The sequence below is a fragment of the Streptomyces sp. DH12 genome (assembly GCF_020873895.1).
Lineage (GTDB): Bacteria > Actinomycetota > Actinomycetes > Streptomycetales > Streptomycetaceae > Streptomyces.
The window spans coordinates 1-26,655 of record NZ_JAHWGT010000017.1; the positions used below are offsets into that span (position 1 = coordinate 1).

At 74.2% G+C, this 26,655-nt stretch carries 22 protein-coding genes and 1 tRNA gene; 9 read left to right on the plus strand and 14 right to left on the minus strand.

Annotation, left to right across the window (positions count from 1 at the left end):
* Positions 1-144 precede the first annotated feature (144 nt).
* From galT to LPA54_RS17260, 4 genes are all read left to right on the plus strand, one after another.
* The gene (gene galT, locus LPA54_RS17245; protein ID WP_228978635.1) at positions 145-1,233 is read left to right on the plus strand and encodes a galactose-1-phosphate uridylyltransferase; all 1,089 of its coding nucleotides are present in this window, start codon (positions 145-147) and stop codon (positions 1,231-1,233) included.
* Positions 1,230-2,204 (plus strand): UDP-glucose 4-epimerase GalE, encoded by a 975-nt coding sequence (gene galE / locus LPA54_RS17250; protein ID WP_228978637.1) that lies wholly within the window; start codon positions 1,230-1,232, stop codon positions 2,202-2,204. The genes galT and galE overlap by 4 nt, the downstream gene beginning before the upstream one ends.
* On the plus strand, positions 2,201-3,385 hold the full coding sequence (gene galK / locus LPA54_RS17255) for a galactokinase (protein WP_228978638.1): 1,185 nt from the start codon (positions 2,201-2,203) through the stop codon (positions 3,383-3,385). Before galE ends, galK begins: the two co-directional genes overlap by 4 nt.
* A 327-nt stretch (positions 3,386-3,712) precedes the next feature.
* Positions 3,713-4,492, plus strand: coding sequence for a response regulator transcription factor (locus LPA54_RS17260; RefSeq protein WP_228978640.1), 780 nt, complete (start codon positions 3,713-3,715; stop codon positions 4,490-4,492).
* Here LPA54_RS17260 and LPA54_RS17265 read toward each other — a convergent pair.
* Positions 4,451-4,948, minus strand: a complete 498-nt coding sequence (locus LPA54_RS17265) for a MarR family winged helix-turn-helix transcriptional regulator (protein ID WP_228978642.1) — start codon at positions 4,946-4,948, stop codon at positions 4,451-4,453. The genes LPA54_RS17260 and LPA54_RS17265 overlap by 42 nt on opposite strands.
* A 131-nt stretch (positions 4,949-5,079) precedes the next feature.
* On the opposite strand from LPA54_RS17265, the gene LPA54_RS17270 reads away from it, so the two are divergent.
* The gene (locus LPA54_RS17270) at positions 5,080-5,907 is read left to right on the plus strand and encodes a trans-aconitate 2-methyltransferase (protein ID WP_228978644.1); all 828 of its coding nucleotides are present in this window, start codon (positions 5,080-5,082) and stop codon (positions 5,905-5,907) included.
* Positions 5,908-5,981: 74 nt separating this feature from the next.
* Here the strand turns inward: LPA54_RS17270 and LPA54_RS17275 are convergent, their stop codons facing one another.
* Positions 5,982-6,653: a TetR/AcrR family transcriptional regulator gene (locus LPA54_RS17275; RefSeq protein WP_228978857.1), complete on the minus strand. Its 672-nt coding sequence runs from the start codon at positions 6,651-6,653 to the stop codon at positions 5,982-5,984.
* Complete coding sequence (locus tag LPA54_RS17280; RefSeq protein WP_228978646.1) at positions 6,653-7,627, minus strand: fatty acid desaturase; 975 nt, start codon at positions 7,625-7,627, stop codon at positions 6,653-6,655. The genes LPA54_RS17275 and LPA54_RS17280 overlap by 1 nt, the downstream gene beginning before the upstream one ends.
* A 327-nt stretch (positions 7,628-7,954) precedes the next feature.
* Here LPA54_RS17280 and ppc point away from each other — a divergent pair, with 327 nt between their 5' ends.
* The gene (gene ppc / locus LPA54_RS17285; protein ID WP_228978648.1) at positions 7,955-10,684 is read left to right on the plus strand and encodes a phosphoenolpyruvate carboxylase; all 2,730 of its coding nucleotides are present in this window, start codon (positions 7,955-7,957) and stop codon (positions 10,682-10,684) included.
* An 88-nt stretch (positions 10,685-10,772) separates the two neighbouring features.
* On the opposite strand, the gene LPA54_RS17290 is transcribed toward ppc, so the two are convergent.
* The 7 genes from LPA54_RS17290 to LPA54_RS17320 form a co-directional block, all read right to left on the minus strand.
* Entirely contained in the window at positions 10,773-11,582 is an 810-nt protein-coding gene (locus LPA54_RS17290; protein ID WP_228978650.1) for an LPXTG cell wall anchor domain-containing protein, read from the minus strand.
* 215 nt (positions 11,583-11,797) lie between these two features.
* Positions 11,798-12,268 (minus strand): hypothetical protein, encoded by a 471-nt coding sequence (locus tag LPA54_RS17295; RefSeq protein ID WP_228978652.1) that lies wholly within the window; start codon positions 12,266-12,268, stop codon positions 11,798-11,800.
* A 54-nt stretch (positions 12,269-12,322) separates the two neighbouring features.
* A complete protein-coding gene (pth, locus tag LPA54_RS17300; protein WP_228978653.1) occupies positions 12,323-12,919 on the minus strand; it encodes an aminoacyl-tRNA hydrolase in 597 nt (198 codons plus the stop codon).
* A 70-nt stretch (positions 12,920-12,989) separates the two neighbouring features.
* Complete coding sequence (locus LPA54_RS17305) at positions 12,990-13,574, minus strand: 50S ribosomal protein L25/general stress protein Ctc (RefSeq protein ID WP_228978654.1); 585 nt, start codon at positions 13,572-13,574, stop codon at positions 12,990-12,992.
* A gap of 283 nt (positions 13,575-13,857) precedes the next feature.
* Complete coding sequence (locus LPA54_RS17310) at positions 13,858-14,835, minus strand: ribose-phosphate diphosphokinase (RefSeq protein WP_228978655.1); 978 nt, start codon at positions 14,833-14,835, stop codon at positions 13,858-13,860.
* 110 nt (positions 14,836-14,945) lie between these two features.
* The gene (gene glmU / locus LPA54_RS17315) at positions 14,946-16,391 is read right to left on the minus strand and encodes a bifunctional UDP-N-acetylglucosamine diphosphorylase/glucosamine-1-phosphate N-acetyltransferase GlmU (protein ID WP_228978657.1); all 1,446 of its coding nucleotides are present in this window, start codon (positions 16,389-16,391) and stop codon (positions 14,946-14,948) included.
* Positions 16,392-16,506: 115 nt separating this feature from the next.
* A tRNA-Gln gene (locus tag LPA54_RS17320) sits at positions 16,507-16,579 on the minus strand.
* 312 nt (positions 16,580-16,891) lie between these two features.
* Between LPA54_RS17320 and LPA54_RS17325 the strand changes: the two genes are divergently transcribed.
* Complete coding sequence (locus tag LPA54_RS17325; protein ID WP_228978659.1) at positions 16,892-18,214, plus strand: sensor histidine kinase; 1,323 nt, start codon at positions 16,892-16,894, stop codon at positions 18,212-18,214.
* Between the two features lie 504 nt (positions 18,215-18,718).
* On the opposite strand, the gene LPA54_RS17330 is transcribed toward LPA54_RS17325, so the two are convergent.
* Positions 18,719-19,207 (minus strand): SUKH-3 domain-containing protein, encoded by a 489-nt coding sequence (locus tag LPA54_RS17330; protein ID WP_228978660.1) that lies wholly within the window; start codon positions 19,205-19,207, stop codon positions 18,719-18,721.
* 11 nt (positions 19,208-19,218) lie between these two features.
* Positions 19,219-19,758 carry a YwqJ-related putative deaminase gene (locus tag LPA54_RS17335; RefSeq protein ID WP_228978662.1) on the minus strand — a complete coding sequence of 180 codons (540 nt, stop codon included), beginning with the start codon at positions 19,756-19,758 and terminating at the stop codon, positions 19,219-19,221.
* 229 nt (positions 19,759-19,987) lie between these two features.
* Between LPA54_RS17335 and LPA54_RS17340 the strand changes: the two genes are divergently transcribed.
* Entirely contained in the window at positions 19,988-20,971 is a 984-nt protein-coding gene (locus tag LPA54_RS17340; protein WP_228978663.1) for an SMI1/KNR4 family protein, read from the plus strand.
* Positions 20,972-20,978: 7 nt separating this feature from the next.
* The gene (locus tag LPA54_RS17345) at positions 20,979-23,666 is read left to right on the plus strand and encodes an SUKH-4 family immunity protein (RefSeq protein ID WP_228978666.1); all 2,688 of its coding nucleotides are present in this window, start codon (positions 20,979-20,981) and stop codon (positions 23,664-23,666) included.
* 52 nt (positions 23,667-23,718) lie between these two features.
* On the opposite strand, the gene LPA54_RS17350 is transcribed toward LPA54_RS17345, so the two are convergent.
* On the minus strand, positions 23,719-24,201 hold the full coding sequence (locus LPA54_RS17350; RefSeq protein WP_228978668.1) for a hypothetical protein: 483 nt from the start codon (positions 24,199-24,201) through the stop codon (positions 23,719-23,721).
* 182 nt (positions 24,202-24,383) lie between these two features.
* A complete protein-coding gene (locus tag LPA54_RS17355; RefSeq protein WP_228978669.1) occupies positions 24,384-26,636 on the minus strand; it encodes a hypothetical protein in 2,253 nt (750 codons plus the stop codon).
* Positions 26,637-26,655 lie beyond the last annotated feature (19 nt).

Below are 26,655 nucleotides of genomic sequence, written 5' to 3' on the forward strand. Positions count from 1 at the left end.
GCCCGGCCCCCAGGACCGTCCCGGATGGCTGTCAGCCGCCATCGGTGCGGCCCTCCGGTCGTGCGCGCGTCGTTGACGGGCTTGTTTGATTGTGGTTCCTTGTGTGAGGTTCTGTTTGATTGGTGTGGTGCGAGGAGCCTCCGCGTGAAGAAGACGTCCACCCGGCTCGCCGACGGGCGCGAGCTGGTCTACTACGACTCCCGGGACGACGCCGTACGGGACGCCGTCGACGCCCGGCCGCTCGACCCGGTCGCCACCACCGCCGAGATCCGCGAGGACGTCCTGCTCGGCGACCGCGTCGCCGTCGCCTCCCACCGCCAGGGCCGCACCCACCACCCGCCCGTCGACGCCTGCCCGCTCTGCCCGTCCCGCGACGGCCGGCGCACCGAGGTCCCCGCCGACGACTACGAGGTGGTCGTCTTCGAGAACCGCTTCCCCTCCCTCGCCGGGGACTCCGGGCGCTGCGAGGTGGTCTGCTTCACCTCCGACCACGACGCGTCCTTCGCCGACCTCACCGAGGAGCGGGCCGCGCTCGTCCTGGAGGCGTGGACCGACCGCACCGCCGAACTCGCCGCGCTTCCGGGCGTGGAGCAGGTGTTCTGCTTCGAGAACCGGGGCGCCGAGATCGGCGTGACGCTCGGCCACCCGCACGGCCAGGTCTACGGCTACCCCTTCACCACCCCCCGCACCGCCCTCATGCTCCGCTCCCTCGACGCGCACGCCCGGCGCACCGGCGGCCGCAACCTCTTCGACGACGTCGTCGCGCGCGAGCGCGACGACGGCGAGCGGGTGGTCCTCGCCACCGAGCACTGGACCGCCTTCGTGCCGTACGCCGCGCACTGGCCGTACGAGGTGCACCTCTACCCCAACCGCCGCGTCCCGGACCTGCGCGCCCTCGACGACGCCGCGCGCGCGGAGTGCGCGCGGGTGTACCTGGAGCTCCTGAGGCGCTTCGACCGGATCTTCGACCCGGAGGCCCGGCAGGACCCGGGCGGCGGGGACGCGGGGGGCGGGGCGCCGCCCACGCCGTACATCGCCGCCTGGCACCAGGCGCCGTTCGGCGATCCGCGGCGCGACGCGTTCGCCCTGCACCTGGAGCTGTTCACCATCCGCCGCACGTCGGGCAAGCTGAAGTTCCTCGCGGGCTCCGAGTCCGGCATGGGCGCGTTCATCAACGACGTGCCGCCGGAGGCCGCGGCACGGCGACTGCGAGAGGTAGCGAGCGCATCATGAAGTACCTGGTAACGGGCGGGGCCGGTTACGTCGGCGGGGTCGTCGCGGCACACCTGCTGGAGGCCGGACACGAGGTGGTGGTCCTCGACGACCTGTCGACCGGCTTCCGCGAGGCCGTGCCGGACGGCGCCGTCCTCGTCGAGGGCCGGGTGCAGGACGCGGCCCGCCACCTCGACGCCTCGTTCGACGGAGTCCTGCACTTCGCCGCGTTCTCGCAGGTCGGCGAGTCGGTCGCGCGGCCGGAGAAGTACTGGGACAACAACGTCGGCGGCTCCATGGCGCTGCTCGCCGCCATGCGGGCGGCGGGCGTGCGCCGGCTGGTCTTCTCGTCCACCGCCGCGACCTACGGCGAACCGGTCGCCACCCCCCTCACCGAGACCGCCCCCACCGCGCCCACCAGCCCGTACGGCGCCTCCAAGCTCGCCGTCGACCACATGATCGCCGGTGAGGCGGCGGCGCACGGACTGGCGGCGGCGTCCCTGCGCTACTTCAACGTCGCCGGCGCCCACGGCCCGCACGGCGAGCGCCACGACCCCGAGTCGCACCTGATCCCGCTGGTGCTCCAGGTCGCCCTCGGCGAACGCGAGTCCATCGCCGTCTACGGCGACGACTACCCCACCCCCGACGGCACCTGCGTTCGCGACTACATCCACGTCTCCGACCTCGCCGAGGCCCACCTCCTCGCCCTGGACGCCGTCACCCCCGGCGAGCACCTGGTCTGCAACCTCGGCAACGGCAGCGGCTTCTCGGTCCGCGAGGTCGTCGAGACCGTCCGCAAGGTCACCGGCCACCCCGTCCCCGAGGTCCTGGCCGCGCGCCGCCCCGGCGACCCGGCCGTCCTCGTCGCCTCGGCCGCCACCGCGCGCGAGCGGCTCGGCTGGCGGCCCACCCGCACCGACCTCGCGGACATCGTCGCGGACGCCTGGGAGTTCGCCCGCGGGCACGCCCGGGAGCGGGAGGCGGCGCGGTGAGCGGTGCGGGCACCGCGGCGGCCGAGAAGGTCGCCGCGGGGTTCCGGGAGCTGTACGGGAGGGAGCCCGACGGCGTGTGGGCCGCCCCCGGCCGCGTCAACCTCATCGGGGAGTACACCGACGTCAACGACGGGTTCGTGCTGCCGCTGGCGCTGCCGCACACCGCGGTCGCCGCCGTCGCCCGCCGCACGGACGGCGTGCTGCGGCTGCACTCCGCCGAGGCGGGCCCGGCGCCCGGCGGGGGCGTGGTGCGCCTCGACACCGCCGACCTGGCGCCGCCCGGCCCGGACGGCGGCTGGGCCGCCTACCCGGCGGGCGTGGTGTGGGCGCTGCGCGCCGCCGGGCACGCCGTGACCGGCGCGGACGTCCACCTGTCGGCCACCGTGCCGACGGGCGCCGGGCTGTCCTCGTCGGCGGCGCTGGAGGTGGTCACCGCCCTCGCCCTGAACGACCTGTTCGGGCTCGGGCTGACCGGCCCGGAGCTCGCCGTCCTCGCCCGGCGCGCCGAGAACGACTTCGTCGGCGTCCCCTGCGGCGTCATGGACCAGATGGCGTCCGCCTGCTGCGCCGAGGGCCACGCCCTGCACCTGGACACCCGCGACCTGACCCGGCGGCAGGTGCCGTTCGACCCCGCCGCGCACGGGCTGCGGCTGCTCGTCGTCGACACCCGCGTGCGGCACGCGCTCGGGGACGGCGCGTACGCCGAGCGCCGCGCCGGGTGCGAGGCCGGCGCGCGGGCGCTCGGGGTCCGCACGCTGCGCGAGGTCCCGTACGGGGAGCTCGCCGGCGCGCTGGCGCGGCTGGACGACCCGACCGTGCGCGCGTACGTCCGGCACGTCGTCTCCGACAACCACCGGGTCGCCCGGACGGTGGCGCTGCTCGACGCCGGCGAGGTGCGGGCGGTCGGCCCAGTGCTGACGGAGGGCCACGCCTCGCTCCGCGACGACCTGCGGGTCTCCTGCCCGGAGCTGGACCTGGTCGTCTCGGCGGCGTGCGCGGCGGGCGCGCTGGGCGCCCGGATGACCGGCGGCGGGTTCGGCGGCTCGGCGGTGGTCCTGGCCGAGGCGGAGGCGGCGGACGCGGTGGCGGCGGCCGTGGAGGAGGCGTTCGCGGCGCGGGGCCTGCGCGCCCCGCGGGTCTTCCCGGCGCTGCCGTCGGCGGGGGCCCGGCGGCTGTGGTGACCGGGCCGGCGCAGCCTCCCGCGCCGGCCCGTCGCCGCCCGTACCGCCCCGGACGCGTGATCGGGAAACTGTCGATTTCCGCCCCGTAACGACACAGGTGACACAGGGGGAACGGCCGGGTCGGTCAGTTCTGCAAATCGGCTTCCGGTCCGGCCCCGCGGCCTTACCCTGATGCACAGCACCGGTGGGGGCCGGTGCTGATCAGGGGGCGAGACGGTCGGGTACGACGCCCGGGCGGGGTGGCACCGGTACGCGGCGGCGGCCGGGTGTCCGCGTGCCCGCCCCGCCTCCGGGCGCCGTACCCGCGCCAGTCAGCTTCCTCGACCCATGGGGGTGTCCGTGGTCCGTATCCGGGTTCTCGTGGTGGACGACCACCGCATCTTCGCCGAGTCGCTCGCCGCGGCGCTGGCGGCCGAGCCCGACGTGGACGTCGCCGCGGCCGGCAGCGGTCCCGCGGCGCTGCGCTGCCTCGACCGGGCCGCAGCGGAGGGCCGCCGGTTCGACGTGCTCCTGGTCGACGCGGACCTCGGCGCGGCGGCCGGGCGGCCGGTCGCGCGCGTGGTCCCGGACGGCGGCGCCGCGGACGGCATCGTCGACGGGATCTCCCTGGTCGCCGGGGTGCGCCGGGCGCAGCCCTCCGTACGGACGGTGGTCCTGGCGGAGAAGGACGACCCGGCCCGCGCCGCCCTCGCCCTGGGGGCCGGCGCGTGCGGCTGGGTGGCCAAGGACTGCTCGCTGCAGCGCCTCCTCGGGGTGATACGCGGCGTGCTGCGCGACGAGACGCACCTGGCGCCCGCCCTGCTCACCGGGGTGCTGCGGGAGCTGACCGCCGCGCGCAAGCACCGCACCGAGAGCGAGCGGCTGGTGGAGTCGCTCACCCCGCGCGAGCGGGAGGTGCTGCGCTGCATGGTGGCCGGGCTCGGCCGCAAGGCGGTCGCGGAGCGGCTCTTCCTCTCCCCGCACACCGTCCGCACCCACATGCAGAACGTCCTCGGCAAGCTCGGCGTCCACTCCACGCTGGCGGCGGTCGCCCTGGCCCGCAGGGCCGGTGTGGGGCCGGCCGTGTCAGCCGGGGATGTTGTCGAACGGGGCGGTCAGCTGGCGTAGCAGCGCGGCGAGGTCGGCCCGCTCGGCGCGGGACAGCCGGGCGAGGATCGCCCGCTCCTGGTCCAGCAGGCCGGCGAGGGCCTGATCGGCGCGGTCGCGCCCCTCGGCGGTGAGGCGGACGAGGACGCCGCGCCGGTCGGTGGGGTCGGGCAGCCGCTCGACGAGGCCCTTCTTCGCGAGCCGGTCGATGCGGTTGGTCATCGTCCCCGACGTGACGAGCGTCTGGGTGAGCAGCTGGCCGGGGGAGAGCTGGTACGGGGCGCCCGCGCGGCGCAGCGACGTGAGGACGTCGAACTCCCACGGCTCCAGCTGGTGCTCGGCGAAGGCGAGGCGGCGCGCCCGGTCCAGGTGGCGGGCCAGCCGGGAGACGCGGCTGAGCACCTCGAGCGGCTCCACGTCGAGGTCGGGGCGCTCGCGGCGCCATGCAGCGACCAGACGGTCGACCTCGTCCTCCATGACGATCAGTGTAGGGGATCTGTCGACATGAAGTCTCTTGATGTCAAGAAATGTGTTTCCGGACGATTGAGCGGACCCCCGTTGGAGCAACGTTCCGCTTAGACCACTCGCACCAGCAAGGGAGTTCGACCGTGCATTCCGCACCCACGTGGGATCCGGAGCAGTACCTGAGGCATTCCGGCCACCGCACCCGTCCGTTCCTGGACCTGCTCGCCCGGATCCCGGAACTGCCCGCCGCCGCGGAGGGGAGGCCCGCCCGCATCGCCGACCTCGGCTGCGGGCCCGGCAACGTCACCGCGCTGCTCGCCGAGCGCTGGCCCGACGCCCGCATCACCGGCTTCGACCTCTCCCGGGAAATGCTGGAGCAGGCCGACAAGCACCACGCCGGCACCACGTCCGGCGGCGGCTGGCTCGACTTCCGCCACGCCGACGCCGCGCGGTGGACGCCCGACGAGCCCTACGACCTGATCGTCTCCAACGCCGCGCTCCAGTGGGTGCCGAACCACCCGGAGTCCTTCGCGGGCTGGCTGGAGGGCGTGGTCGCGGGCGGCACCCTGGCCTTCCAGGTGCCGGCCAACTTCACCGCGCCGAGCCACGCGCTCCTGGGCGAGCTGTGCGACAGTCCCCGCTGGCGCTCCCGCCTCGCCGGGCGCGGACGGCTCTTCGCCCACGTCCTCGACACGGCGGAGTACCTGGGCCGGCTCGTCGACCTCGGCTGCGCGGCCGACGTGTGGGAGACGGTGTACGCCCAGCTCCTCCAGGGCGAGGACCCGGTGCTCGACTGGGTAAAGGGCACCGCGCTGCGCCCCGTCCTCACCGAGCTGGAGGGCGACGGCGCGGCCGTCGCGGAGTTCCTGTCCCAGTACCGCGACCTGCTCCGCAAGGCCTATCCGCCGGGGCCGCACGGCACGGTCTTCCCGTACCGCCGGGTCTTCGCCGTCGCCCGGAAGGAGTACTGAGGAACACCGCGGCCCCGCGCGCCGGCCGGACGCGCGGGGCCGCCGGCCGGGCCGGGGGCGGGCCGGTGTCCGGGTCAGGACTTGCGGTGGCCTATCAGGCGGGGCTTGGGCTCCAGGCCGTCCAGCCCGTGCCAGGCGAGGTTCACCAGGTGGGCCGCGACCTCCGCCTTCTTCGGCTTCCGGGCGTCCAGCCACCACTGGCCGGTCAGCGCCACCATGCCGACCAGGGCCTGCGCGTACAGCGGCGCCAGCTTCGGGTCGAAGCCGCGGGCCTTGAACTCCAGGCCCAGGATGTCCTCGACCTGTGTGGCGATGTCGGAGATCAGCGACGCGAACGTACCCGTCGACTGCGCCACCGGCGAGTCCCGCACCAGGATCCGGAAGCCGTCCGTGTACGTCTCGATGTAGTCCAGCAGCGCGAACGCGGCCTGCTCCAGCAGCTCACGCGGGTGCCCCGCCGTGAGCGCGCCGGTCACCATGTCGAGGAGCTGGCGCATCTCGCGGTCGACCACGACGGCGTACAGCCCCTCCTTGCCGCCGAAGTGCTCGTAGACGACCGGCTTGGACACCCCGGCCTTCGCCGCGATCTCCTCCACCGAGGTGCCTTCGAAACCGCGTGCGGCGAACAGCGTGCGGCCGATGTCGAGCAGCTGCTGGCGGCGCTCCGCGCCCGTCATGCGGACGCGGCGGCCGCGCCTCGGTTTGTCACTGCTGGTCCCACTGCCGTCGATCGCCACACCGTCCATCATGCCGCGTTCGCGGACTGCGACCGGCGGCGGGCTTCGATCCGGTCGGCGCTCGGCCAGCGCACGTCGTAGGCCCAGCCCAGCTTCTCGAACCAGCGGATCAGCCGGGCGCTGGAGTCCACCTGCCCGCGCATCACGCCGTGCCGGGCGCTCGTCGGCTCGGCGTGGTGGAGGTTGTGCCAGGACTCTCCGCACGACAGCACCGCCAGCCACCAGACGTTGCCGGAGCGGTCACGCGACTTGAAGGGGCGCTTGCCGACGGCGTGGCAGATCGAGTTGATCGACCACGTGACGTGGTGCAGCAGCGCCACCCGGACCAGCGAGCCCCAGAAGAACGCCGTGAACGCGCCCCACCAGGACATCGTCACCAGCCCGCCCACCACCGGCGGGATCGCCAGCGACACGACGGTCCACAGGATGAACTGCCGCGAGATGCGGCGGAGCGCCGGGTCCTTGATCAGGTCGGGGGCGTACTTGTGCTGCGGCGTGCGCTCCTCGTCGAACATCCAGCCGATGTGCGCCCACCACAGGCCCTTCATCAGCGCCGGCACGGTCTCGCCGAACCGCCACGGGGAGTGCGGGTCGCCCTCCGCGTCGGAGAACTTGTGGTGCTTGCGGTGGTCCGCCACCCAGCGGACCAGCGGCCCCTCGACCGCCATCGACCCCATCACGGCGAGGGCGATCCGCAGCGGGCGCTTCGCCTTGAACGAGCCGTGGGTGAAGTAGCGGTGGAAGCCGATCGTGATGCCGTGGCAGCCGATGTAGTACATCGCCGTCATCAGGCCCAGGTCGAGCCAGCTGACGCCCCAGCCCCAGGCGAGCGGTACCGCCGCGGCCAGGGCCAGGAACGGCACCGTGATGAAGATGAGGAGGGCGATCTGCTCGATGGACCGCTTGCTGTCGCCGCCGAGGGTGGCGGACGGCGCGTCGGGGGAGTCGGTCCTGGTGTCGAGCACGTCGGGGCTCGTGGTCATGGGCGTCCCTGGGGGTGAGGAGGAGGGGGGAAGGGGGGGTGGAGCGGAGGGGGAGGGGAACGGGGGTGCGTGTCGTCGGTACGGGCAGCGTGGCTACGGTTCCGTAACCTACGGCCTCGTAAGTATGGCAGTGCTCCGGCTCGCGGCAAGAGGGCTGCGCACGGTCCGGCCCGGGGCGACACCTATCCTGGGTGTCGTCGGACAGCGCGGTCCGCAGCGTCCCCGAGGGATCGCCCCGCCAAACCCGCCGGTAGTTCGAAGGGACGATCCCGGGACACCTCAGCAGTACCCCTCCAGACGTGCTCATCACTGCAAGGAGCCGCACCTGTGAGCAGTGCCGACCAGACCCCCTCCGCCAGCGCCGAGCTGCGCGCCGACATCCGCCGACTGGGTGACCTGCTGGGCGAGACGCTCGTACGGCAGGAAGGGCCCGAGCTCCTCGAACTCGTCGAGAAGGTCCGCCGCCTGACCCGCGAGGACGGCGAGGCCGCCGCCGAGCTGCTCGGCGACACCGACCTGGAGACCGCCGCCCGGCTGGTCCGCGCCTTCTCGACCTACTTCCACCTCGCCAACGTCACCGAGCAGGTCCACCGCGGCCGCGAGATGCGCGCGCGGCGCGCCGCCGAGGGCGGCCTGCTGGCGCGCACCGCCGACATGCTGAAGGACGGCGACCCCGAGCACGTCCGCGAGACGGTCCGCAACCTCAACGTCCGGCCGGTGTTCACCGCGCACCCGACCGAGGCGGCCCGCCGCTCCGTGCTGAACAAGCTGCGCCGTATCGCCGCCCTCCTCGACGAGCCGGTCACCGGCGCCGACCGGCGCCGCCACGACCTGCGGCTCGCCGAGAACATCGACCTCGTGTGGCAGACCGACGAGCTGCGCGTCGTGCGCCCCGAGCCCGCCGACGAGGCCCGCAACGCCATCTACTACCTGGACGAGCTGCACGCCGGCGCGGTCGGCGACGTCCTGGAGGACCTGGCCGCCGAGCTGGAGCGGGTCGGCTTCGAGCTGCCGCCCGGCACCCGTCCCCTCACCTTCGGCACCTGGATCGGCGGCGACCGCGACGGCAACCCCAACGTGACCCCGGCCGTCACCTGGGACGTGCTGATCCTCCAGCACGAGCACGGCCTCACCGACGCCATCGAGCTGGTCGACGAGCTGCGCGGGCTGCTCTCCAACTCCATCCGGTACGCCGGCGCCACCCCCGAGCTGCTGGACTCCCTCCAGGAGGACCTGGAGCGCCTGCCCGAGATCAGCCCCCGCTACAAGCGGCTGAACGCCGAGGAGCCGTACCGGCTCAAGGCCACCTGCATCCGGCAGAAGCTGGTCCACACCCGCGAGCGGCTCGCCCAGGGCACCCCGCACCAGGAGGGCCGCGACTACCTCGGCACCTCCGAGCTGCTGGCGGACCTCACCCTGATCCAGCGGTCCCTGCGCGAGCACCGCGGCGGCCTCCTCGCCGACGGGCACCTGGACCGCACCATCCGCACGCTCTCCGCGTTCGGCCTCCAGCTGGCCACGATGGACGTCCGCGAGCACGCCGACGCCCACCACCACGCCCTCGGCCAGCTCTTCGACCGGCTGGGCGAGGAGTCGTGGCGGTACGCGGACATGCCCCGCGAGTACCGGCAGAAGCTGCTCGCGAAGGAGCTGCGCTCGCGCCGCCCGCTCGCCCCGACCCCGGCGCCGCTGGACGCGGCCGGCGAGAAGACCCTCGGCGTCTTCCACACGGTGAAGGCGGCCTTCGAGCGGTTCGGGCCCGAGGTCATCGAGTCGTACATCATCTCGATGTGCCAGGGCGCCGACGACGTGTTCGCCGCCGCCGTCCTCGCCCGCGAGGCCGGCCTGATCGACCTGCACGGCGGCTGGGCGAAGATCGGCATCGTGCCGCTGCTGGAGACGACGGACGAGCTGAAGGCCGCCGACGTCATCCTCAACGACATGCTCGCCGACCCCTCCTACCGGCGGCTCGTCTCCCTGCGCGGCGACGTGCAGGAGGTCATGCTCGGCTACTCCGACTCGTCCAAGTTCGGCGGCATCACCACCTCCCAGTGGGAGATCCACCGCGCCCAGCGCAGGCTGCGCGACGTCGCCCACCGCTACGGCGTGCGGCTGCGGCTCTTCCACGGCCGCGGCGGCACGGTCGGCCGCGGCGGCGGCCCCTCGCACGACGCGATCCTCGCCCAGCCCTGGGGCACCCTGGAGGGCGAGATCAAGGTGACCGAGCAGGGCGAGGTCATCTCCGACAAGTACCTCATCCCGTCCCTCGCGCGGGAGAACCTGGAGCTGACGGTCGCCGCGACGCTCCAGGCGTCCGCCCTGCACACCGCCCCCCGCCAGTCCGACGAGTCCCTCGCCCGCTGGGACGCGGCCATGGACGTCGTCTCCGACGCCGCCCACACGGCCTACCGCAGGCTCGTCGAGGACCCCGACCTGCCGACGTACTTCCTGGCCTCCACCCCCGTCGACCAGCTCGCCGACCTGCACCTGGGCTCGCGGCCCTCCCGCCGCCCCGGTTCGGGCGTCTCGCTCGACGGCCTGCGCGCCATCCCGTGGGTGTTCGGCTGGACCCAGTCGCGGCAGATCGTCCCCGGCTGGTTCGGCGTCGGCTCCGGCCTCAAGGCCCTGCGCGAGGCCGGCCTCGACGCCGTACTCGACGAGATGTACGAGAAGTGGCACTTCTTCCGCAACTTCCTGTCGAACGTCGAGATGACCCTCGCCAAGACCGATCTGCGGATCGCCCGGCACTACGTCGAGACGCTCGTCCCCGCCGAGCTGCGGCACGTCTTCGCCACCATCGAGGCCGAGCACGCCCTGACCGTGGAGCAGGTCCTCGCGGTCACCGGCGAGCGGGAGCTGCTGGAGGCGCAGCCCGCCCTCAAGCAGACCTTCACCGTCCGCGACGCCTACCTGGACCCGATCTCCTACCTCCAGGTGGCGCTGCTGAAGCGGCAGCGCGACGCGGCGGCCGCCGGCGAGCCGGCGGACCCGCTGCTGGCGCGCGCCCTGCTGCTCACCGTGAACGGCGTGGCGGCCGGTCTGCGCAACACCGGCTGACCGCGCCCCCGCACACGGGAAAGGGCCCCCGCCGGATCGCTCCGGCGGGGGCCCTTTCCCGTTCCACGCGCGCGGGGCGCGTGCCGGGTCAGTGCTGCGCGGCCTTGCGGCGGCGCATCACGAGCACGGCGCCACCGGCGACGAGGACGCCGGCGAGCGCGGCGAGGAGGCCGACGGGGGCGCTGCTGCCGGTCTCGGCGAGGTCACCGGTCGAGGGGCCCTCGGACGGGGACGGCGCGGTGCTCGGCGCGGTCCCGCCCGGGACGGACTCGGACGGCGCGGGCGTGCCCGGCGTCGACGGCGACGGCGTGGTCGCGGGGGACTCGGAGGGGTTCTCGGAGGGGTTCTCGGACGGGTTCTCCGAGGGGTTCTCGGAGGGGCCCTCGGAGGGGTTCTCGGACGGGTTCTCCGAGGGGCCCTCGGAAGGGTTCTCCGACGGGTTCTCCGAGGGGTTCTCCGAGGGGTTCCCGGACGGGGCGGTGTTCGCCGGGCAGGTGTGCGACAGGTTGAACTTCTTCAGGTCGCCGCCCTTCACCTCGGCGACGACCGAGGTCAGCGTGGCGCCCGGCGCCGAGGCGACGTACGCGTGCTTGTCGGACGGCGGGCCGAAGACGGTGACGACCTGCTCGCCGCCCGGCTGGAAGGTGACCGTGAGCTTGACGAAGCGGGCGGTGTTGCCGGGCAGCACGAAGTGCCAGCCGTCCTGGTCCGCCGGGATGTCGGCGCAGGTGCCGGCCTTCTGCTGCGGGGCGCCCTCGTCGGTCGCCGTGCGGGGCAGCTCCTGGCGGAGCGTGGGGGAGTAGGTGTCGCCCTTGGTGGCGTGGGCGGCGGGGGCGGACAGCAGACCGACGGCCGCGGCGGCCACGAGGGCGCCGGTGGTCTTCGTAAGGGAGCGCATGGGCAGTCCAACGTGAGAGGTGACGGTGCCGTGGGGGGCGGCTCAGCTTCCTGTGGCACGGCGCACCAGTCAAGGGGGATCCTGGGCGTTCGGAGGGGTTCGTACCGTTTGCGCCCTCGATGCGTCATCACGTTTCGGCCACGGCTGGTTTGGTTGTACGGCGGTCCGTACCGGTTCCGCCACAACGTCGCCGAGCGGCGGCTTCTGACGTACCGTCAGAGCGCCAGGAAGGCCGCCACCAGCAGCGCGCCGCCCGCCGCGGCCGCGGCGTACGCGCCCCGGGTCCAGCGCAGTCCGCCGCCGATGATCAGGGAGGCGAGCAGCAGCGCGCCGCCCAGGGGCAGCCACGCGTGGAGGCCGCCCGCCCAGCCGGTCCGCACGGCCTCGGTGGTGCCGGGCTTCACGACGACCGCGTACCGGCCGCCCTTCTCCACGGCGACCGACCGCGCGATCGTCGTGTCCGTGCGCGGTGGAGTGGGGTCCTCGGACACGAACCGGCCCGTGCACACCTCGTCGCCGCACCCGGTGACGGTCAGGGTGCCGTGCTCGCGCCCCTGCGAGAGCAGCACGTGCTGCGCGGTGCCCCAGGACGCCCAGACGCCCGCGACCACCAGCAGCAGCGCGACGAGCGCCATGACGGTGACACGGGCGAAGGGCAGAACAGAGGTCCGGTTCTTGGGGCTCATGGGGCGCGATCCTTGGCCATGGGACCGCGCCGGGTCAATTCGGGGGCCGGTCCGTCAGGAGTTGTACGCGGACTGCGCGCGCTCCAGACCCTCCGTGACCAGCGACTCGACGGCGTCCGCCGCGCGGTCCACGAAGTAGTCCAGTTCCTTGCGTTCGGCGGCGGAGAAGTCCTTGAGGACGAAGTCGGCGACCTGCATCCGGCCGGGCGGCCGGCCGATGCCGAACCGGACCCGGTGGTAGTCGGGGCCCATGGCCTTGGTCATCGACTTGAGGCCGTTGTGGCCGTTGTCGCCGCCGCCCAGCTTGAGGCGGAGCGCGCCGAAGTCGATGTCCAGCTCGTCGTGGACGGCCACGATGTTGGCCGTGGGCACCTTGTAGAAGTCCCGCAGCTGGGTGACGGGCCCGCCGGAGAGGTTCATGTACGCCATCGGCTTGGCCAGCACGACGCGGCGGCCGGCCGGTCCCGGCGGGCCGACGCGCCCCTCGACGACCTGCGCCTGCGCCTTGCCGTGGCGCTTGAACGAGCCGCCGATCCGCTCGGCGAGGAGGTCGACCACCATGAAGCCGACGTTGTGCCGGTTCGCGGCGTGACCGGGGCCCGGGTTGCCCAGCCCCGCGATCAGCCAGGGGGCGCTGGCGTCGGTCGTCATCTGCGTGTGCCTCCGGAAGGGGTGTGGGGGGTGCGGTGCACCCCCCACGACTACATCAGGCCAGGGCCGTTCAGGCCTCGGTGCCCTCGCCGCCCTCGCCGGCGGCCGGCTCCTCGGCCTGCGCGGACAGGACCTGCAGGACGACGGTGTCGGCCTCGACGGCCAGGGTGACGCCCTTGGGCAGCGGGATGTCCTTCGCCAGGACGGCGTCGCCGGCGCCCAGACCCTGGACGGAGACGGTCAGGGACTCGGGGATGTGGGTGGCCTCGGCCTCGACGGGCAGCGCGTTCAGCACGTGCTCCAGGAGGTTGCCGCCGGCGGCCAGCTCGCCCTCGGTGTTGACCGGGATCTCGACGTTGACCTGCTCGCCGCGGTTCACGAGGAGGAGGTCGACGTGCACGATGAAGCCCTTCAGCGGGTCGCGCTGCACGGCCTTCGGGATGGCCAGCTCGGTCTTGCCGTCGAGCTCCAGCGCGAGCAGCGCGTTGGAGGTCTTGAGGGCCATCATCAGGTCGTGGCCCGGGAGGGTCACGTGGACCGAGTCGGTGCCGTGGCCGTACAGGACGCCCGGAACCTTGTTCTCCCGGCGGATGCGGCGGGCGGCACCCTTGCCGAACTCGCTGCGGGTCTCGGCGGAGATCTTCACCTCGGACATGGGGCACTCCTCGTAAGCGTGGAACGGAAATCTGGTCGCGGTCACTCGGCCACGACTGGACTTGGCCTGCTACGAAGAGCGCGTCGATAACGGACCGCCGCGGTCGCACACGACCACGGCCTCCCTCGCCGAGCAACCCGCCCAGTCTACTCGGCACCCGCCGAGGGACCCAACTGGATCACCACCGGCCGCCGGCGGAAGGGGAGGCGGCGCCCGGCGGGAAGGCCGGAAGGCCGCCACCCCGGGCGGGGGAGGCGGCCTTCCGGACGGCAAGGGGGCGGGGTCAGCCCTGCTCCTCGAAGAGGCTGGTGACCGAGCCGTCCTCGAAGACCTCGTGCACCGCGCGGGCGATCGTCGGCGCGATCGACAGCACCGTGATCTTGTCGAGCTCCAGCTCGCCCGGGGTCGGCAGCGTGTTGGTCAGGACGACCTCGCTGACCTTCGAGTTCTTCAGGCGGTCCGCGGCCGGGCCGGAGAGGATGCCGTGCGTCGCGGTGACGATGACGTCCTCGGCGCCGTGCGCGAAGAGCGCCTCGGCGGCGGCGCAGATGGTGCCACCCGTGTCGATCATGTCGTCGACCAGGACGCACACCCGGCCCTCGACCTCGCCGACGACCTCGTGGACGGTCACCTGGTTGGCGACGTCCTTGTCGCGGCGCTTGTGGACGATCGCCAGCGGGGCCTCCAGCCGGTCGCACCAGCGGTCGGCGACGCGTACGCGGCCGGCGTCCGGGGAGACGATCGTCAGCTTCGAGCGGTCGACCTTGGCGCCCACGTAGTCGGCGAGGACCGGCAGCGCCGTCAGGTGGTCGACCGGGCCGTCGAAGAAGCCCTGGATCTGGTCGGTGTGCAGGTCCACCGTGAGGATGCGGTTCGCGCCCGCGCACTTCAGCAGATCGGCGACGAGACGCGCGGAGATCGGCTCGCGGCCCTTGTGCTTCTTGTCCTGGCGGGCGTAGCCGTAGGACGGGATGATCACGGTGATGCTCGCGGCGGACGCCCGCTTCAGGGCGTCGATCATGATCAGCTGCTCCATGATCCACTTGTTGATGGGAGCCGTGTGGCTCTGCATCAGGAAGCAGTCCGCACCGCGCGCCGACTCCTGGAAGCGGACGTAGATCTCACCGTTGGCGAAGTCGAACGCCTTCGTCGGCACCAGGCCGACGCCCAGCTGGTGCGCGACCTCCTCGGCCAGCTCGGGGTGGGCGCGGCCGGAGAAGAGCATCAGCTTCTTCTCGCCGGTCGTCTTGATCCCGGTCACAGCACTGTCTCCTCAGACGTGTTCCCTGGCCGCGCGTCCCGTGTGCCGCGAACCAGCCGAATTTGTGTGCACGTATCACGGTACGCCCAGTACGGCGTACTCGTTTTCGGTCAGGCTCCGCCCTCGGGCTCGCCGGCGGCCGTCGCGGCCGCCTGCGCGGCGGCGCTCCCGGGCCGCTTGCGGGCCACCCAGCCCTCGATATTCCGCTGCTGACCACGGGCCACGGCCAGCGCACCGGCCGGCACGTCCTTGGTGATCACGGAGCCGGCGGCGGTGTAGGCGCCGTCCCCGACCGTGACAGGAGCCACAAACATGTTGTCCGAGCCCGTCTTGCAGTGGGACCCGATCGTCGTGTGGTGCTTCTTCTCACCGTCGTAGTTCACGAAGACGCTCGCGGCGCCGATGTTCGTGTGGTCGCCGATGGTGGCGTCGCCCACGTACGACAGGTGCGGCACCTTGGTGCCGTCGCCGATCGCGGCGTTCTTCGTCTCGACGTACGTGCCGATCTTGCTCTTGACGCCGAGCCGCGTGCCCGGACGCAGATACGCGTACGGGCCGACGGAGGCGCCCTCGCCGACCTCGGCGGAGTCGGCGACGGTGTTGTCCACGCGGGCGCCCCGGCCCACCCGGGTGTCCTTCAGCCGGGTGTTGGGGCCGACCTCGCAGTCCTCCGCGAGGTGCGTGGCGCCCAGCAGCTGCGTACCGGGGTGGACCACCGCGTCCCGCTCGAACGTCACTGTGACGTCGAGCTGCACGGACGCCGGGTCGACCACGGTCACGCCGGCGGTCATGGCGCGCTCCAGGAGGCGCCGGTTGAGCAGCGCGCGGGCCTCGGAGAGCTGCACGCGGTTGTTGATGCCGAGGATCTCGCGGTGGTCGCCCGCGACGCACGCGCCGACGCGGTGGCCGGCCTCGCGCAGGATGCCGAGCACGTCGGTGAGGTACTCCTCGCCCTGGCTGTTGTCGGTGCGGACCTTGCCGAGCGCGTCGGCGAGGAGGCGCCCGTCGAAGGCGAAGACACCGGAGTTGATCTCGCTGATGGCCCGCTGGGCGTCCGTGGCGTCCTTGTGCTCGACGATCGCCGTGACGGCGCCCGTGCCCGGGTCGCGGACGATGCGGCCGTACCCGGTGGAGTCCGGCACCTCGGCGGTCAGCACCGTGACGGCGTTGCCGTCGGCGGCGTGGGTCGCGGCCAGCGCGCCGAGCGTCCCGCCCGACAGCAGCGGGGTGTCGCCGCACACCACGACCACGGTGCCGTCGACCTCGCCCAGCTCCTCCAGTGCCATGCGGACCGCGTGGCCGGTGCCGTTCTGCTCGTACTGCACGGCCGTGCGGGTCCCCGCGTAGTGCTCCGCGAGGTGCCCGGCGACCTGCTCGCGGGCGTGGCCGACGACGACGCACAGGTGCCCGGGGTCCAGCTCGCGCGCGGCGGAGACGACGTGTCCGACGAGGGAACGGCCGCAGATCTCGTGCAGGACCTTGGGGGTCTTGGACTTCATGCGGGTGCCCTCACCCGCGGCGAGGACGATGACTGCGGCCGGGGGGTTGGCGCTCACGAGTGGCCCTTCGGCTTCGGGTGGTGGACACCCGCAGGATACCGGGGGGTTTCCGGAGCGAGAGGGGGGCGGGTCCCGGCCCGGAGGCCAGGACCGCTGGTGTCGCCGCGACAGGCTCCCCCATCAGGATTCGAACCTGAACATACGGGACCAAAACCCGCAGTGCTGCCTGATTACACCATGGGGGATCAGCCCGGCCGTACCGGACGAGAAGTCGGTGCGCCGGACCGGCACGCAACACTATGCCGTACCGGGCGGCCTGCGTGCGACGGTGCGGGTGGCCCGCGCCCGCCGGCCTCGGGGGGCGCGGGCGGCGGGCGTTCGGGTGCCGGGTGGCCGGGACGAGGGTGCCGGGCAGCCGGGGGCGAGGGTGGCGGGTGGTGGGGGCGAGGGGATCGGGAGGCCCGGGACGAGGGTGGCGGTGGTGGGGGCGAGGGCGGCGGGTGGTGGGTGTGACGGTGCCGGGCGGGGCCCCGGAGGCCGCCCGTAGGCTGGGAGACATGACCACGACGGGGGCACACCAGGACACGGCGGGCACGCCCGCGCGCGGTCCCTGGTGGTGGGGAAGGCGGCGCAGCGCCGCGCTGGACATCGGGCTCGGGGTGCTGTCGGCGCTGGAGTGCGCGGCCGAGGGCGCCGGCTTCGCCGACGACGCCGGACTGCCGCTGCCGGTGGGGGTGCTCTTCGGGCTGGGCGTCGGAGCGGTGCTGGTCCTGCGCCGCCGGTGGCCGATCGTCGTCGTCCTCGTCTCCATCGCCGTCACCCCGGCCGAGATGGGCTTCCTCATGGGGTTCGTCGGCCTGTACACGCTCGCCGCCTGCGAGGTGCCCCGGCGGATCACCGCGGCGCTCGCGGGGATGTCGCTCGCCGCGTCCTTCCTCGTGACGTTCGTCCGCGTACGGCAGGACGTCGCCGCCGCGGACTTCGAGACGAGCTCCTGGTACGTGCCGCTCGTGTCGGCGTTCATGGCCGTCGCGCTGACCGCCCCGCCCGTGCTGTTCGGCCTCTATATAGGGGCACGCCGGCGGCTCATGGAGAGCCTGCGCGAGCGGGCCGACAGCCTGGAGCAGGAGCTGTCGCTCCTCGCCGACCAGGCGGAGCAGCGGGCGCAGCTGGCGCGTACCGAGGAGCGGACGAGGATCGCCCGCGAGATGCACGACGTGGTCGCCCACCGGGTGAGCCTCATGGTGGTGCACGCGGCGGCGCTCCAGGCGGTCGCCCTGAAGGACCCGCAGAAGGCCGTGAAGAACGCCGCGCTCGTCGGGGAGATGGGGCGCCAGGCCCTGACCGAGCTGCGGGAGATGCTGGGCGTCCTGCGCTCCGAGCCGGTCTCCCCGCCCCCGGCCGCGCGCCCCGGGGCGGTGCCGCCGGCGGCCGTGGGCCGGCCCGTGCCCGCGGCGGCGGCGGAGGCGTTGGCCGCCGGTGAGGACGGGCCGTGCCTCGGCAACGTCGAGGAGCTCGTCGAGCAGTCCCGCGCGGTCGGCACGGTGGTCGAGCTGCTGGTGTCGGGCGACGTGCGGGAGTACGCGCCGGAGGTCGAGCAGACCGCGTACCGCGTGGTGCAGGAGGCGCTGACCAACGTGCACAAGCACGCGGCGGGCGCGAAGGTCGTCGTCCGGCTCGCGCACCGGGGCGACGAGGTCGCCATGCAGGTGGAGAACGGCCCGTGCGACGGCGCCGCGGCCGACGCCGACCTGCCGAGCGGCGGCAACGGCCTGGTGGGGATGCGCGAGCGGGTCACGGCCCTGGGCGGCGTCTTCGTCTCGGGCCCGACGGACGCGGGCGGCTTCCGCGTCTCGGCGGTCCTGCCGGCCGGCACCTGACCCCACGGCCCGCCCCCTCCGGCCGACGGACGCCGGGCGCGGGGCGGCCCACACGGCCTGTCCGGCCCCACGGCGGGACGGCTCCGCCGGGGACGGGACGGCCCCGGCGGGGACGGCACGGTCCTGCGGTGGCACGGTCCTGCGGTGGCACGGCCGGCGACGCCCGGTCCGCGCGGCGCCCCGGCCCGGCGGCGGCACGCGGCGCGCCGCGGCCCGGCGCGGGGGTGGCGAGACTGTCCGGGCGACGGGCGACGGGCGACGGGCGACGGGCGACGGGCGACGGGCGACAGCGACAGGCGCCGGGCGACGGGCGGTGCGCGCGGGGCGTCACGGCCCGGCGGCGGTACCCCGGCGGTGGTACCGCCCGAGGGCGGGACCTCCCGGGCGGCGCGGGCAGGACGCCACGGCCCGGCGGGCCGTGGCGGTACGCGCGCGCCCGGGCCCGTCGCGTTCTGGACGAGGCTGGAGCAATCGAATCCTGGGCCGTACGCGCGCCAGGGCCCGTCAGGGGTTGGTGAGGCGGACCGGGTGTACCCCGGTGATCAGGGCGGACAGGGCGTGGTCGACGTCCGGGCCCAGGTACCAGTCGCCCGCGTGGTCCAGGCTGTACACCCGCCCGTCGATGTCGATGGCCAGCACCGCCTGGTCGTCGGCCTCCGCGCCCAGCGGCGCCAGCTCCGTCTCCAGCGCCCGGCCCAGGTCGGACAGGCTGCGGGCCAGGTGCAGCCCGGCGAGCGGGTCCATGAGCAGCGGCGTCGGCGCGATCTGCCGCCCCTGCCCCGGCGGCGTGATCCGCAGGCCGCCGAACTCGGCCCACGCCTCCACCGCCGCCGGGAACACGCTGTGCCGGTGGCCGGCGGGCGAGACGTGCGCGCGCAGGGCGTCCGCCCAGTCCTCGGCCCGCCGGATGTCCCAGCGGCCGGGGTGCCAGCCGGCCTCCCGCAGGGCGGCGTCCACGGCGACGGAGAAGCGGGTGGTGTCGATCTCGGGCATGGCGGGTGCGGTCAGCCGTTCTGGTGGGTCGCGGTCGGGTCGACGGGGCGTACGCCGAAGTGCGCGAGGAGCGCGGTGCACGAGCGGCAGGGCGCGGCGTAGCTGCCGTGCAGCGGGTCGCCGTCCTCGCGGATGCGCCGCGCCGTGATCTTGGCGTTCCGCAGGGTCCGCTTCGCCTCGCCCGCCGTCAGCGGCTTGCGGCGGGCCCGTTTGGAACGGCCGCTCTCCGCGGCGCTCAGGTGCCGGGAGAGCAGGATCGCCTCGGGGCAGCGCCCCGTGAAGCGCTCCCGCTGCCCGCTGGTGAGCGTGTCGAGGAAGTCCTGCACGAGGGGGTGCAGCGCGGGCGGCTGGTTGCCGCGGGACGCGGTGCACGTGAGGGTCTCGCCGCGGACGGACAGGGCCGCGCCGACGGTCGGCAGTATCCCGTCGCGCCGGTGGCGCAGCGCCGGCGCGGGGCCGGGGGCCGCGCTGCTCCACGACAGGCGCGGGTCGCCGCCGCCGTGGCCCGCTTCCGGTGCGGCGGGTGTGGTTCCTGGTTGCGCTGCGTGCATGGTCGGTGCGTTTCCCCTCTGTGCAATCCCCCGAGTTGCGGGGACAGACTGCCAAATGGGTGAGGAGATGGGAAACGGGGACACCGAAACGTGCCACGGGTGTGTCGCAAGATCGCCGAAGGGTCACCTGGGGGTGACGGATGGTCACCGGAACGGCGGTATCGGCCACCCTCCGGCCCACCGCATAGGCTGTGCCGAACCAGCCAGCAGCAGCCAGGGGGCAACCGCCATGACGACAGGTCGGCTCGGGCACCGCGCCGCGCCGCCGAACGCGGCCTACGCCGGGCAGGTCGTGCACTTCCCGGACCCGGTCCGGGCCGCCCGCCACCCCAGAGGGGTGCGGATGGACGCCGACGGCTACCCGGACTTCTCGTCCTACGCGCGCGCCGCCGCGGAGATCGCCGAGCCCCCGGAGGGGTTCGGCGTGGACGAGCTGCGGCTGACGGACTACGTCTCGGCGAACGCCGCCCTCAAGGCCGACGGCCACGCCCTGTGGGACACCGTCCCCGCGGTGGCCACGCCGCACGGCTGGACCTGGCACCACGTCCCCGGCACGCGCCGCATGGAGCTGGTACCCGTCGAGGTGAAGGCGCTGCTGCGCCACCACGGCGGGCTCGCCACGGCGGCCGTCGACCACGGCAAGCGCGGCACGCGCCCCCTCCAGGAGACCCGGCCCGCGCACTTCGGGCTGCCCAGGGGCGCGGTCTCCGTCTCCGAGACGCAGCTTCAGGGCGTGGAGGAGGACCTCGGCTACCGGCTGCCCGGCCCCTACCGCTCGTTCCTCAAGGCGGCGGGCGGCTGCGCGCCGGTGGGCGTCGCCCTCGACGCCGAGCTGGGGCTGCTGGTGGACCAGCCGTTCTTCACGGTGCGCGACGAGGCCGGTGTCAACGACCTCGTGTACGTCAACAAGTGCCTGCGCGACCACCTCACCAAGGACTACCTGGGCGTCGCCTTCGTCCAGGGCGGCCTGCTGGCGGTGCGGGTGCGCGGCGCCGGGGCCGGCTCGGTGTGGTTCTGCGCGTACGACGACGCCCGCGACGGCGACGGCACGACGGTCCAGGACCGCGCGGAACGGCTCCTGCTGCCGTGCGGTGCCGACTTCGACGAGTTCCTCCAGCGGCTGGCGGGCAGCCCGCCCGAGCTGGAGACGGTGGCGAACCTGATGGTGGACGGCGGCTTCGCGCGGGCCGTCCCGGTCACGGGCGAGGAGTGACGGTCCGATGGTGACGTTCGCGCAGGCGCAGGAGCGCGCCGAGGAGTGGGTCAACGGCGACGTGCCCGCTTACCAGCACCGCGAGGTGCGGGTGCGGGAGTTCGAGCTGGGCTTCGTCGCGTGGGCCGAGGACCGCGCCGACGGGCCGTCGTCGGACGGCGGCCGGCAGCGCCTGGTCGTCGCCCGCGACAGCGGCGAGGTCACGCTGTGGCCGGGGCTGCCGGTGGGCGAGGTGATCCGCCGGTACGAGGAGGAGTACGGGGTGCGGGCCGAGGACGCGCAGGACGCCGAGGCGGCGCGGCCGCCGGAGCGCATCGACCTGAACCAGACGTCGTTCCTGCTGACGCCACCGGAGTGGCTCCAGGACGCGGCGGACCGCATGGGCGTACCGGACCGGCGCCGCGAGGACGCCACCGCGGGCGGCGCCGCGCCGGCGCCCGGGGTGGGCGGGACCGCGGACGGGGCGCCGGACGGGGCGCCGACGCCGATGCCGCCGTCCGGCACCGGCCCGGCGGACCCGGGTGTCCCGGACGCCCCCGCCCCGGTGCCCTTCGGCGCGCCCGGCCCGTCCGCCGCCCCCGCGTCGGTCGGCGCGGGCAGCGGTACGGGCTCCACCCCCGCGCCGGGCGGTGGCGACACCGGCGGCGCGGGCTCCACGCCCACGCCCACGCCCGTCCCCGCCCCCGCGCCCGCGTTCGCCCCTCCGGCCGGGGGCATGGCCACCCCGCCGCCGTCCGCGTGGAACGACACGAGCACCCTCGGCGGCGCGGACGACGACGTCTCCGTACCGCTGCCCGCCACCGTCTTCGCCCCGCCGCTGGCCGGCGCGGACGACGACGACACACCGCCCCCGTCGGTACCGGCGGACGCGCCGACCGCGCTGATGCAGGGCGGCAGCCAGTTGCCGCGCACCGCCGTCTCGCCCGCGCTCGGCGCCGACGCGGTACGCGCCGCCGACATCGCCGACGCGACGACCGGCAAGGCGGCCGTGACGCCGCCCGCCCCCGGCACCGGTACGCCCGGCACCGGTACGCCCGGCACCGGTACGCCCGGCACCGGTACGCCCGGCGGTCCTGCGACCCCGCCGCCACCGGGTGCCCCCGGCGCCCCCGGCGCGCGGCCCGCGGCGGACACGGCGACCCCGCCGCCCGCCGCCGGCGGGTACGTGCCCACGCAGCTGATGTCCCCTCTCGGTCCGGACGCCCTGCGGCCGCCCGGCGCCACGCCGCCGCCCGGCGCGGGCACGGTGGACCAGGCCCCGACGATGCTGGCCCACCCGGGACCCGGTGGCCCCGGCGGCCCGGGCACGCCTCCGCCCCCCGGACCGCCCGGAACCCCCGGACGCCCCGGACGGCCGGGGCCTTCCGGTCCCCCCGCCCCGCCCGGGTCGACCCCGCCGGGCGGCGGCTCCGCCCACCAGGCGGCCACGATGCTCGCCCACCCGGGCCCGGGCGGCCCCCTCGCGCCCCCCGGCCCGCCCGGAGCCCCCGGCGCCCCGGGAGCCCCCGGCGCACCCGGAGCCCCCGGCGGCACGCCGCCCGGCGGCGTGCACCATGCCGCGACGATGCTGGCGCACCCCGGCCCCGGCGGCCCCCTGGCACCCCCCGGCCCGCCCGGGGCCCCCGGCGCGCCCGGGGCCGTACCGCCGCCGGGCGCGCCCGGCCCGCTGCCGCACCCCGGCGCGCCCGCGTACGGCTACCCGCAGCCCCAGCCGACCGGCCTGCCCACGGTCGGCCCCGGCTACCAGGTCGTGCTGCGCTACCGCGCGCCGGACGGCTCCGAGGCGCAGATCATCCGCCGCTCCGCGCCGGGCACGCCCCACCCGGAGTGGCAGATCCTGCACGAGCTGCGCGCCATGAACGTGCCGCCGCAGCAGGTGCTGGAACTGCACACCGAACTCGCCTCCTGCGAACTGCCGGGCGGCTACTGCGCCCGCATGATCCGGGAGACGTGGCCGCAGGCGCGGATCACGTCGATCGCCCCGTACGGGCACGACCACGCGAGCCGCCAGCAGGGCATGCGGCAGCTCATCGCCCACCAGGGCGAGCTGCACCAGGTCGCGGACGGCCCCGCCCGCCCAGCCCCGGTACGCGCCCCCCTGCCGCAGGTGCAGCCGGCCCCGCCGATCCCGCCCGAGGGCATCGCGCAGGAACTGGCGGGCGCCTTCGGACCGCACGGCATCCTCCGCTTCGACCAGCGCGCGGTGTCCCGCCAGGGCGTACCGGAACTGGTCGCCCGCACCCTGGTGTGGGCGGGCCTCCCGGCGGACTTCGGGCCGTTCTTCTGGGCCCAGCCCGCCCAGCCGGTCGTCCCGACCCTCGCCGAACTGGCCGCGCAGCGACAGGTCCAGCCGGCGGCGGACGCGGGCTCGTACCTGGTGCTCGGCTCCGACTTCGGCCGCGCCCTGTGCGTCCAGTACGGCACGGCGCACATCGTGGCCGTCCCGGTGGAGGCGGGCCCGGGCGGCCGGCCGGTGGCGCCGCAGTTCGTGAACACGGGCCTGCCCGAGTTCACCCGCTGCCTCGCCCTCCTGGGCCGCATGTGGCGCCTGCGCTTCGGCCTGACACCGGAGCAGGCGGGCCGCTGGACGATGGACTTCCAGGCCCAGCTGGCCATGCTGGACCCGGCGGCCCTGTCGTCCCCGGAGAGCTGGTGGTCGGTCCTGCTGGAACAGATGTGGGACGGCCTGCTGTAACCCCACGGACGGACCCCGGCCGCACCCCCGTGCGACCGGGGCCCGCCCCTGCTCACCGCACGGAGGCGGGCGGCTGCGCGGGCACGACGGGCTTGTTGGTGCACCCGAGGGCCTCGACCATGACCCGGGCGGAGTGGAGGAGGTGGGTGTAGGGGACGCGGGGGTCGGTCTCGCCGGTGAGGGTGTCGGTGAGCGAACCTGAGACCGGGACTTCGTCCTTCTGCTGCGGCAAGGCGCCGGGGATCTGGCACCGCACGTAGAGGTGATAGCTGGCTTGCCGATCAGGCCCGGAGGTCAAGAGCACGTCGTCATTCACCACGAAGACGGGTCGGTCCTTCTGCTGTCGGTAGTGCTCGAACGGGGCGTACGACCAACCGTAGGACAGGTACAGCAGCTGCGAGGGGTCGCTCTCCCTCTTGACGGAACAGAGCTCGGCACTTCTCGGGAGCTTGCCCGGATCCTGGGTCGGCTTCCACTCCCGCAGGTGGCGGTAATACGCCGAACGTGCCTCATTCAGGCCGTCGTCCGCCCCCACACGTAGCGGTGCGGATCCGGTGCGTGCCTCGATCCAGCTCCTGGCATCGGACCCGAGTACCGTTTCGCACCCTCCGGCGTCCCGCGAGGGTGGAGCGGTCGGTGTCCGGGCGCTCTGGCCGCCGGAGCATCCGGCGACCGCCACCAGCAAGACCAGCGCCAGAACGGCGGCACCACGGTTGTTCACCATCCCCGCCGATCTTCGGTATCCGCCGCAGCCTCGCCGAGGCGGTAGTCCTTTTCCGCCTCGCTCACGAGTTGCTTGACCTCGTCAGATGTCATGCCTTTTGCTGCGGCCCAGTTGAGCAGGGGCTGGACCGCCTGAACCGCGCCCGCTTCCCCGGCGCCGCTCAGTTCTTGCAGGGTTTCGGCGCTGTTGTCGTACTGGTTCGCCTTCAGCCAGTCCATCATCTCGGTCTCCATGTGCGTCTCGACGGCGCCACCGACGGTCTCCATGGCGATCGGGATGAGAAGCGCGCCGACACCGGTGCCAGTGACGAGCGCCGTGCCCGCGCCGACACCCGCCCCCACGACCGCCGACGTGGCGAAGCTGCGCCACGCGGCGTGCTTTTCCAACTCCAGGTTTCGACGCTGTGTCTCGTCGGCGGCCTCCTTGCCGATCGCCTCGGAGCGGACCTCGTCCAGGAGCCCGTGCATGTAGACGCTGTGCATACCGACACGTCGGGCGGTGACCACGTCATCGCCGTGAGCCGCCATGGCACTCGTGCCGTATACCTGCTGGGCTGTGGACAGGATTTCGTACGCGTTCTGCTCACCAGCCAGCGCCCGGAGGAATCCGATGCTCTCCGGGCGGCCGAAGTCCGTCAGCCGGTTGGCGTTGTGTCCGTATGCCTCGTCCCGTCCAGTGGCCTTGCCGCTGCCGCCGAAGTTGTCGGCGGAGTAGTTCAGGCTGTCGATGTGGCCCGCTGCCATGCGCGCCAGGCTCGGGCGGATGCCGTCCTGCCTGTCGACGAGCTCGGAAGAGGAGTAGTGCGCGACGACGCTGCTCATCAGCGCGCCGCGCTCCTCGGCCTGTGCCGCTGTCTCGTTGGGGGGTACCTGCGGGTTCACCGCGTCGTACGGGTAGCCCAGCGTGGCCGCCTCCAAGGCGTGGCCGAGGTGGGTGTAGCCGGGGGTCTTGCCGTCGCGGTCGGTGGGCCAGTTGCGGGCGTCGGGGTTGTCTGGGCTCTTGTCGACGAGGTAGGACCAGTTCGACACGCTGTCCGGATCGTTCTTGTCGGCCGCCCGGCTGAAGAACTCCAACGACGCCTGCGGGTTGTGGCCCAGGGCCTCCAGGAAGCCGTTGACCGGGTCGTTGGCGAGGACCGGGGAGTCGGTCTCCGGGTACGTAAGGCGCTGGCCGCGGGTGGTGGCCCACAGGGCCTCGGGACCGCCGTGGCGGGGGTTGGCACGTTCGAACTCGATGAGCTTCCCGCCGTACGCGTTCAGGAAGCCGGACTCCCACCTGCCGTGGCGCAGCAGGGCACCGGTCACCTGGAAGCCGTACGGGCCGTTCTCGCCGACGCGTTCGCCGCCCGCCGCGATGACGCCGCCTTTCCACGCCCGCATATCCGGTGACGTGCCGTGGCTGGCCGTGGCGAGGGTAGTGCCGAGGTACTTCTGCGTGGCAGCCAGCAGCTCGGCGCGGGCGCTGTCGGCGCGCGGGCCCGGGTAGGGGCCGCCTGCCAGGCCGCGCCAGAACTCCAGCGTGCCTGTCGCGCCGAGGCGGGTCGCGAACGCCTCGGCGAACGCCGGGTTGTCGCGGTGCTGGCGGGCCAGGAGGTTGAAGCGCTGGAGTTCCGCGTCCGTCATGTCGGCGCCCCTGGCGGCGAGCCGGAGCGCGGCGTCGACGTCGGCGAGGCCCTGCGAGCGGTCGGCGTCCGCGAGGCTCCGGTAGCCGGTCTCGTCGAAGTCGTGGGTGCTGCGGGCGTGGCGGAGCAGCGCGCGTCCGGCGATGCGGTCGGTCTCCGACGCGGCTTCCAGGATCGCCGCGACCTCCCGTGCCGCCGTGTGCAGGACCTCCGGGGCGACGGGCTTGTCGGGTGAGGAGTTGTCGGCGTGCCGGACCAGCCCGTGGGCCCTGCCCCGGGTGTCGAAGCGGACGTTCTCGGCGTGCCAGCGGGCCAGGGCGGCCTTCAGGTCGCGTTGGTGTCCGGCGAGGGCCGTGTGGGCGTCGCGGAGGACCGCGTGGACGCTGCGGGCCTCGGTGAGGACGTCGGTGAACTGGCGGGCGGTCGTCACCGTGAACGCCTGGGTGACGGTGGCGTTGTCGCCCTTCCAGTGGGCGGCCTTCGCCCGGGCGGCGAGGTCGGCCGCGCTCACGCCGTCGCCGCCCGCCGCCAGGGCCGTCAGTTTGCGGACCGTCTGCTCCCAGTGCGCGACCGCCGTGGCGAGCTTGCCCAGGCGGAGGTCGCGCAGTTCCTGCAGAGTGACCATGGTGTGCCGCGGCTCCCCG